The 6,778-nt window shown below is 47.2% G+C and carries 9 protein-coding genes; 4 read left to right on the forward strand and 5 right to left on the reverse strand.

Annotated features, from left to right (window positions below; genetic code table 11):
• Window positions 1-166: 166 nt before the first annotated feature.
• Genes IQ242_RS26750 through IQ242_RS13010 form a run of 3 tightly spaced genes read left to right on the forward strand, consistent with a single transcriptional unit; the run spans window position 167 to window position 1,592 of the window.
• The gene (locus IQ242_RS26750) at window positions 167-292 is read left to right on the forward strand and encodes a hypothetical protein (protein WP_255520653.1); all 126 of its coding nucleotides are present in this window, start codon (window positions 167-169) and stop codon (window positions 290-292) included.
• A 14-nt stretch (window positions 293-306) separates the two neighbouring features.
• Window positions 307-1,020, forward strand: a complete 714-nt coding sequence (locus tag IQ242_RS13005) for a DUF559 domain-containing protein (RefSeq protein ID WP_193960259.1) — start codon at window positions 307-309, stop codon at window positions 1,018-1,020.
• A gap of 26 nt (window positions 1,021-1,046) precedes the next feature.
• The gene (locus IQ242_RS13010; RefSeq protein ID WP_193960260.1) at window positions 1,047-1,592 is read left to right on the forward strand and encodes an NUDIX domain-containing protein; all 546 of its coding nucleotides are present in this window, start codon (window positions 1,047-1,049) and stop codon (window positions 1,590-1,592) included.
• Between the two features lie 199 nt (window positions 1,593-1,791).
• Here IQ242_RS13010 and IQ242_RS13015 read toward each other — a convergent pair whose 3' ends face one another.
• Together IQ242_RS13015 and IQ242_RS13020 are read right to left on the reverse strand one after the other, a co-directional pair.
• The gene (locus tag IQ242_RS13015) at window positions 1,792-2,085 is read right to left on the reverse strand and encodes an HNH endonuclease signature motif containing protein (protein WP_080754225.1); all 294 of its coding nucleotides are present in this window, start codon (window positions 2,083-2,085) and stop codon (window positions 1,792-1,794) included.
• 58 nt (window positions 2,086-2,143) lie between these two features.
• Window positions 2,144-2,719, reverse strand: a complete 576-nt coding sequence (locus IQ242_RS13020; RefSeq protein ID WP_228020968.1) for a GIY-YIG nuclease family protein — start codon at window positions 2,717-2,719, stop codon at window positions 2,144-2,146.
• Window positions 2,720-2,792: 73 nt separating this feature from the next.
• Between IQ242_RS13020 and IQ242_RS13025 the strand changes: the two genes are divergently transcribed.
• On the forward strand, window positions 2,793-3,347 hold the full coding sequence (locus IQ242_RS13025; RefSeq protein WP_370582986.1) for a tyrosine-type recombinase/integrase: 555 nt from the start codon (window positions 2,793-2,795) through the stop codon (window positions 3,345-3,347).
• Here IQ242_RS13025 and IQ242_RS13030 read toward each other — a convergent pair.
• The 3 genes from IQ242_RS13030 to IQ242_RS13040 all read right to left on the reverse strand — a co-directional run bounded on the left by IQ242_RS13030 (window position 3,323) and on the right by IQ242_RS13040 (window position 6,659).
• Entirely contained in the window at window positions 3,323-4,492 is a 1,170-nt protein-coding gene (locus IQ242_RS13030) for a transposase (protein WP_193960262.1), read from the reverse strand. The genes IQ242_RS13025 and IQ242_RS13030 overlap by 25 nt on opposite strands.
• Before the next feature lie 108 nt (window positions 4,493-4,600).
• Window positions 4,601-5,962 (reverse strand): SUMF1/EgtB/PvdO family nonheme iron enzyme, encoded by a 1,362-nt coding sequence (locus IQ242_RS13035; protein WP_228020969.1) that lies wholly within the window; start codon window positions 5,960-5,962, stop codon window positions 4,601-4,603.
• 16 nt (window positions 5,963-5,978) lie between these two features.
• Entirely contained in the window at window positions 5,979-6,659 is a 681-nt protein-coding gene (locus IQ242_RS13040; protein WP_193960263.1) for a caspase family protein, read from the reverse strand.
• Window positions 6,660-6,778: the final 119 nt, after the last annotated feature.

A 6,778-nucleotide genomic window follows, 5' to 3' on the forward strand; every position in this document is an offset into this window, starting at 1 on the left:
ATCTGATAAGTTTTGATAATCCATAATTTTGCTAATAAACATAGCAAAATTATAGATGATTTCCTGACCTAAGATCACATTTTATTCTTTTTTCCACTTCAATCTAAGAATTGAGAAAAAAGCAAAAGCTTATATTATACCATAAAAAAATTATGCAAGAGGTCTTATGAAAGCCAAATTTGTTTTAAACTCGCTCAAATCGGATCGAAGGGAATTAGACGTGAATCTTCTCCTCGTTTCTGGGATTGGCTTGGGAATCACTAGCCATTTCCGCTCTGCTATTTCCGCTTAGAAATGCTCTATTCTATGGAATTTAACGATGAAGGAACCGAAAATAGCGGCGAATTGGTTTCTATCGGTGGGAAGCTTCCCCTATTGCGAGAATTGAGAACCTCACAACTGTTAGATTTTTTTGTTGCCTTGAGTGCTAACAAGGAGAAAAATCTCAGGAAGCGAATAAATCAATGGCTTTATCCTAAAACCAGGCCGGGGTTCTACATGGAGATCAAGCCGAACCTGCACCTCGCCTACGCCGATCAGAGGGATGGTCACGGCACTCAACACTGGTGGCGGTTGTTTTTCGATGAGCATTGGCAGGAAAGGATCGAGCAAATCGTTAGGGGAAGCGCCATCGTCGTCGGTCGGAGCAACAATGGAACGACCGAGTGGGGCGGGATGATGTTTCGATCGCCCGTGGAAGTAAAAATCGCTGAAGCTTTGGATAGAAGGGGTTTGTTATTTTTCGGCAATGCGAGGGGGCGGATAGGTGGTCAGGGTTCTCCCCTCTCGGCATCTACCATGACGGGAAGACTAGAGATAGATTTCTTGGTCTTTCATAAAGGGAAGTGCATCAGCTTGGAAATCGATGGTAAACACCATCAAGAAAATGGCCAGACCCATCGCGACTACATAAGAGACCGGTTGCTTTTACGAGAAGGAATCGCCACCGCAAGGTTTACAGCCCAAGAATGTATGGAGTCCCCCGACGCGGCGATCGAGGAGTTCTTGAATCTGTTTTAACAGCTTCCATATAGAGTAGGTTAAAAATGCAACAACCATCGAGTCCGGCATGGCCAGTAAATGATCGCTTTTTAGAACTCCGTTGTCGCTGGTTGACCCTGATCGGGGAACACCTGCAAGACGATCGAGGACAACTATTAGAGTATTGGCGGGTTGAAAAAGCTGATTCCGTCATCGTTCTGCCCGTTCAAAACTCGATGATACTGCTGCCCGCTCCCAGTTATCGCCCCGGACTGGGACAAACAACCCTCGATTTCCCCGGTGGTCGGATTTCCGAGGGGCAAGACCATCACGAGGCGGCGTTGATGACTCTAAAACGAGAATTGGGAATTGAAGCGACGGCAGTGACCCGATTAACTCCCCTAAACAGCGAGGGTTGGGCAGTAAATAGCTCCTTTTCCAATCAGAAACTTTACGGTTTTACTGCCGATATCGACGGCGGGCTATCTACCAGCGAACTATTGACCTATCCCGCTAATTCAATCGGAGTCAGCGATTTGTTGAAGTCCCTCACCTGCCTGCAATGCCGCGCCGTCCTGCTGGAATGGTGGTTAAAACAAATCGAAGGATAGTACAAATTTATCCCCTAGTAAAGGTTAGATACGGTGGCGATCGAGTTATCGGGTTCCATCGATGGAAGAAAGTTATAGTACAAATTTATTACCTAGTAAAGGTTAGATACGGTGGCGGGAACGATGGGGGTATTCGATCGCTCTAACGGATGGACACTAGAGATAGAACGTGATGCCGTTTTGTCCTCTTATTGCCGGACTAAAATAACGACAACTGACCGATAGACACGGAACCGAGCCGGAACTTGTGGCGCTCAAGGTGACAGGCGCTACAGAGGGCGATCAGATTTTCGGGGCGATTATCCTCTGGTTGTCGGTTGTGGTGGTGTACGGCCAGTTTACGGATCGAGCGCTCGGAAATGGTCAGGTCGCTGACATCTTCCCCCGGTCGTAAACACTGCATCCCGCAGCACTGACATTTCCAGCCGGCTTTTTCCTTGACCCTAGCGGCAATTTCCCCCCAATTATCGGGATAACGGTTTCTTCCCATCATAACTATCTTAGCGATCGCTACTGTCTATCCTAACAGAAACGACGGCATTTGTCGGTAGCTAGAGTTTCCCGAACGGTTGGCCGTAGAACTCCCACATCTCCTTGTTGAAAGGAGGTCGCCACTTAAAAATAAGCTCCCGTTCCCACTGCTGTAGTATCTTTTTTTGGGGTGGGACATGATACCAAAAGGAAGCATTAACGGCCACATCGAGATCGTAGCGGCGGTGTAACTCGATATAGCTAAGAACGTAATCCTTACAATCGTGGGAACCCAACCAACGCCGGCGGGCGCTCAACTTCGTCTCTCCGACATACAGTACGATGTTACTAACATGGTCGATCTGGAAATAGAGACAGCCTTGATTGGAATCGTCGGGGGGTTCAATGTCGGGACGGCGATAGAAGTCCGAGGGATGACGCGGTAAAGAAAAAGGATCGATCTCATCGGCAGTGTGCCATGTGGTCTGCGGTAGATCGAATAAAGTCGGTTGCTCGATCGCCGTCTTTCCCTCTCTCACCTGTCGTTGATAGTCTGCAATTCTCTCCTTCCAAGCGAATAGGAAATCCTCGCTCATCTGGGTGGCTTTCTCCCTTCGATCGTCGCCACCCGTAACGAATAAACTCAATTGTTTCACCGCGCCCCCTCGACTTCTGGCATTATATTATACTAGACGATAGTGCAGTATTGTCGAGTAGAACAGAAGTATCGTGAAAGTTAACGGTAACGGACAAGCCAAAATCCTCTCTCAAGTCGAACTAGATCGTTTGTTCGCCGGTTTCGATAACGACCGGGATAGGTGTCTGTTTGGCATCTGTTTCCATACCGGCTGCAGGATATCGGAGGCATTGCAACTGACCGTCAACGATGTGGGAACGACGATCACCTTCAGGAAGTCCACCACCAAAGGCAAGAAGGGAACTCGTTCTATCCCCGTCAATCCTGCCCTGCGGAAAATCCTCGACCTTTACTTACAAGAATTTCAACCCGATAGTTACCTTTTTCCTTCCTTCCACAACGCTAGAGAAAAAGGACACCTGCATCGATCGAGTGCCGACCTGATCCTAAGAAACGCTTGCGAACGGGCGGGACTAAAAGGAGTCTCGACCCACAGTTTCCGTAGGTCGGCTTTGACCATGATGAGTAACCGGGGTGTGCCGCTCCGGGTAATCCAAAAAATCAGCGGTCACAGTAGTCTGGAAGCTGAGTGCCTGACACATCTTGTGTCAGGGGTAGCAGGTCAAGGACGACAGAGCAAAGAGTGAACACGGGAAAACCATATTCGGTCATAGTAATCGGAGAGAGCGTTCTTAGAAGAGAAACAGGGTTCTGGGTCAGAGTGGAACAAAGGGATAGGAGAAAGCAAAGAGCGGCCCTTGTGGACAACGCCCTGGAGCCAACGAAGACCAATTTTGAGATAGCTGAGACCCCGCGTCCAATGGGGGTCAACCTGAGAGCGAAGACCATTGAGTTGAACGGCCATACCGTGAGTAGTGGCATAAAGAAGAGCAAGGGCTGCGACCAAATACAGACGGGTCAAAGCAGCAGCAGAACGGATAGCGGAGTCTTCAAGTTGAAAAGCACCGGATTTTGAATCTAAAAATAACTCCTCGACCCGAAAGCGCAAGGCGTACTGCCATAAAGTGTTCAGAGAGGGGGTTTCGTCAGTAATGACAGCCCAAGGTTCTTTGACTCCCGTGACCCTTGCCAGAACAAGATTGCATCGATAGATGCCGTCTGTCCACAGACCGACCTGATCGTAAAGAATGGCTTCTCCTTTGGCAGGCCAGAGATATTTGACTTCGATAGGATGTCGCCGAACCCCATGGACCAGAACGTCGCCAGGTAAACGTAAGCAGTAATGCCATCCACTGACTTGCAGCCAACTGAGCAAACCATGATTGGCAAACCCTCGGTCGGCTAAGAGCATGACATCGGGATAATCCTTCAACAATCGCTGAGCCAAGCGCAGCATCGGTTTGTCGGTGTTCACTGCGACGGCGGCACTCGGATGGTCTAGCACTCGCCATAACAGGGGGACTGCACGACCGCAACAGACTATCGACAGATGAATCATACAATAGCGATTCCACAATACAGTTGTATCTAATGCCAAGTAAAGTCGATTGCCTTTCCAGCTACTGATGGCGGCTAGCACCAGAGGAATATACAGGGATTTGACCCGAATTCGATGATTGCCCATAAATCTCTGCCATCTGCGTTCGGTGCTTTGTGCCTGTGTTGCACGACTAGGGACGTAGGACTCCCACATTGGCAGGCTTAATTTCCCGCTACAGATTACTGCTGTGACCATCCAGGCTAATGCCTTGAGGTGTCGCAGGTCTCGCCATTGGCTGTGTTGACACAGTAAAGAAAGTAGTTGAGCATAGAGACTGGTAGTGGTTGACATGGGAGGTTCGCTGATGTTCTGTTAATCTCAGCATTCCATATCCTGCTACCTTTTTCTCTTTCCACGCTATTTCAAGGGTTTCCGACACTTGTGTCAGGCACTCAGGGGTTACAGAGTCCTCCCAGCACCGCACACCACCCGAAAACCGAGGAAGTAGTGGTCGTTGTCGCGGCGGTCGTCGTAGCTGCGGAAAGCAGAACGGCAGAAATACGGATTGACGTACCAAGAACCGCCCCGCAGAGAAGAATGATTATCATACCCATTTTCTGTCCAGACACTGCCATCCCTCGGCGCACCGTCATAGTTATCGTGCCAGGTATCGGCGCACCATTCCCAGACATTGCCGTGCATATCGTACAGTCCGAAGGCATTGGGGGAAAATTGTCCCACAGGAGTCGTTTCTTCTCGATATTCTCCTTTGGGTTCATCGGCGTAGGTTTCGCTGGCATTGTAGTTGGCAAATTTCCCGGTAATGGTTTCCCCAAAGTAGAATGGGGTGGTGGTTCCAGCACGACAAGCGTATTCCCATTCCGCTTCACTCGGTAGTCGGTATTCCCTTCCGGTCAGCTTTGATAATCTTGCACAGAATTCGATTGCATCGTACCAGCTAACTTGTTCGACAGGACGGCGATCGCTATCGGGACGGTCTTTAAAATAGGCCGGGTTAAGATCAAGGTCTTTTTCTACTTTTAAGTCGGTACGGGAGGCGATCACTCTCCACTGTGCTTGAGTAACGGGATATTTACCCATGAAGAAGGAAGGGACGCTAACTTCATTTTGGGGGCGTTCATGTTTATAACTATCTTTCTCGTCTTGCAGTGAACCCATGAGAAATTTTCCGCTAGGAATGTTGATCATATCTAGGAAAATGCCATTGCCCAAGTCTTCGGTAAAGTATTGGGCGGAGTGGGTTTCGCGGTTGATGATTTCACCCTTGCGATTGACGGTGACAGTTTCAAAGGTAAAGGTTTGTAATGAGAGAGTCTCCTCTTTTATTTTAAGCAGAATTCTTTTTAGTGCTTTAAGTGCGTCTTCGTCTGAAGGAGAAACGGCTATAATGCGAGTACATAATTGCTTTGCTAACTCCAATTTTCCTTCGACTTCTGCTTCCAAAGCATCCAGCTTAAGTTGAGCCACATCTTGAAGGGTTGCCTGATTGGGAAACAAGATTAGGTGTAACATTGAGGCTGGTTCAACCACTACTACATAGGGAGTCTGACGGGGTTTATTATACTGTTGATTAATTTCTGGAACTCTCTGGCGTAAGTATCTATCTAGTCTTTCGACAGTAGCGGTGTTAGCTTCCCTTCGATTGTTTAATGCCTCCAAAAGAGCATAGGTAAACGAACCTTGTTGAATTTCATCAATTTCCAAAGAACATTCACTAGGGCTACAAGAAAAGAAAATTATAATCCCCTGTTCGCTTTCTTGCTGTAATTTTTTCGATGGGTATTCAGGTTTTTTTTGCATTTTAAAATCTCCCTTTTCATTTAGCTGAATTTTGAGTACGACAAGCATCTACAAACATCAAGATATTACCCGCCCCACTCTGGCGCAGACGTTCTTTAATATAGTTAACAGAAATTGCTGTCTCTTCAATAGAATGAGGATCGCTATCAGTAAGCATTAGGTAGTCAACGTCTCGATAACGCAGGCCTTGACCACTAAAGAAAAACCAGAAATCATCCCCTGCTGATAAGAAAGGTTGCTCAAACCTTTTTTGCAGAAATCTTCTCAGTTTTCCACAGGTTGGTTGAGAAGGAAACAGATCTACTGCATCAGTAATAGGAGGCGAGTTATCAGTAAAGAGGTAAACTTGTTGAAATCTTCCCTCCGTCCTAAACCAATCACACATGGCTTCTGCATCTCTCACTGCATATTTAAGCGATGCTAAATAGTAATAGTCATTGATGCCAATGGCGATCGCGTAATTCTTTCCTGGCTTGGACGATTTGGTTTGAGTAACTTGATTGAAGACTACTTGCAGATAGTCAACAAACTTCTGAAAATTGGCGCTGTCGAACAGTTCACGCTTGGAATAAAAACCATCTGCACCATATTGAAGAAATTCATCTTCTACATAATCCAGCGAAAAGCCGACTATCGGTAAATCATGAGAAATATTAAGATTAGACTTTAAGAGTTCAACAATCTCAAAGCCATTCACTTTCCTGCCTTTATATCTGGACTTCCCCGTTGACAAAAGGCCATAACCTGTGCCGTAGAAGGGATTAAGAGAATTTCCATCGCCCCGTTACTGGGTACAAATCAGGGAAACTCCCAATA

Origin of the sequence: Microcystis sp. LEGE 08355, assembly GCF_015207185.1 — a bacterium.
Classification (GTDB): domain Bacteria; phylum Cyanobacteriota; class Cyanobacteriia; order Cyanobacteriales; family Microcystaceae; genus Microcystis; species Microcystis panniformis.